Consider the following 1,255-nt stretch of genomic DNA (forward strand, 5'->3'; position numbering starts at 1 on the left):
TTGACACAAGGTCACGATGACACCGCGATGTATGAAAAAGTGGAGGTCATTAAAGGGGCGAGTGGTCTGATTACTGGTTTAGCTAATCCTTCGGCCACCATCAATTTTGTGCGTAAACGCCCCACTGATGAATTTCAGGCATCAGCTAAAGCCTCTTATGGTTCATGGAATACTCGTCGTGTTGATGCCGATATTTCCGGGCCTATTAATGATCGCGTTCGTGGTCGCTTAGTCGTTGCCAAAGAAAAAGGAGATTCATACCTTGATCGCTACTCCACAGACCGTGATGTCTTTTACGGCATTGTTTCAGCAGATCTGACGGACAGCACTGAGCTAACTTTTTCTCACAGTGTGAACGACCATCATAGTGATGGTAACTCATCAGGAGCATTACCACTTTTCTATAGTGATGGCACATTGACCGATTACGATGAGTCAACCAATACGGCGCCTAGCTGGGCTCAGCAAGATGTGAAACAAACTCGAAGTTTCATCGAGTTGGAACAAAGAATAGGTGATGATTTGGCAATCAAAGCCATGTACACCCAAAACAAACAAGAAAAGCAATGGAACTCACTGTATTTAGCCGGCAATCCTGATCCAATTACAGAGTCAGGTTTGACTGCTCAGGCCAGTGATTACAAAGCGCAGGACAAAGAAAAAATATTTGATTTATATGTGAGCGGTAAGTTTGAGTTAGCTGGCAGAGAGCAAGAAGTGGTTGCAGGGATTAATGTCGCAGATATCCAGCTGACTGGACGTTCAGTTTATTCAAGTACATGGAATTATGATCCCATTGGTGGCAACTGGTCAGCTGGGTTGACACCAAAACCAGTATTTGATGTTTATGATGCCTCCCAACAATCTACCGATATCGATCAAGAACAAGATTCCGCTTACTTTTCAACTCGCCTGCGACCAACTGACAGACTGTCTGTATTGCTAGGAGCACGCACCGTGAAGATTGAGCAGGATGGGGTGAGTTATGGTGCACCTCAAAAAGTGTCCGATACTGAAACCGTGCCTTATGCGGGTTTAACGTATGAAGTGATTGATGGCACGATGCTTTATGGTAGCTACAGTGAAGTATTTAAAGCACAAACTTGGGTTGATGCCAGTCTGGCACCCTTGGGCCCGGTAAAAGGAGAAAGCCGCGAGTTTGGTATCAAGCAGGAGTTTAATGACGGCAATGCCGTATTGACCCTTGCACGCTTTGAATCCGAGCAAGAAAACTTTGGTGAATATGTGACACGTA

Annotated in this window: 1 protein-coding gene; it reads left to right on the top strand. The window is 45.1% G+C overall.

Annotated features, from left to right (window positions below; translation table 11 throughout):
* Positions 1-1,255 (top strand): TonB-dependent siderophore receptor (locus B4K20_RS16155; RefSeq protein WP_289283699.1); only part of this gene is annotated, 1,255 nt, incomplete at both ends.

The organism is Methylophaga sp. UBA5088, assembly GCF_002414625.1.
Classification (GTDB): domain Bacteria; phylum Pseudomonadota; class Gammaproteobacteria; order Nitrosococcales; family Methylophagaceae; genus Methylophaga; species Methylophaga marina.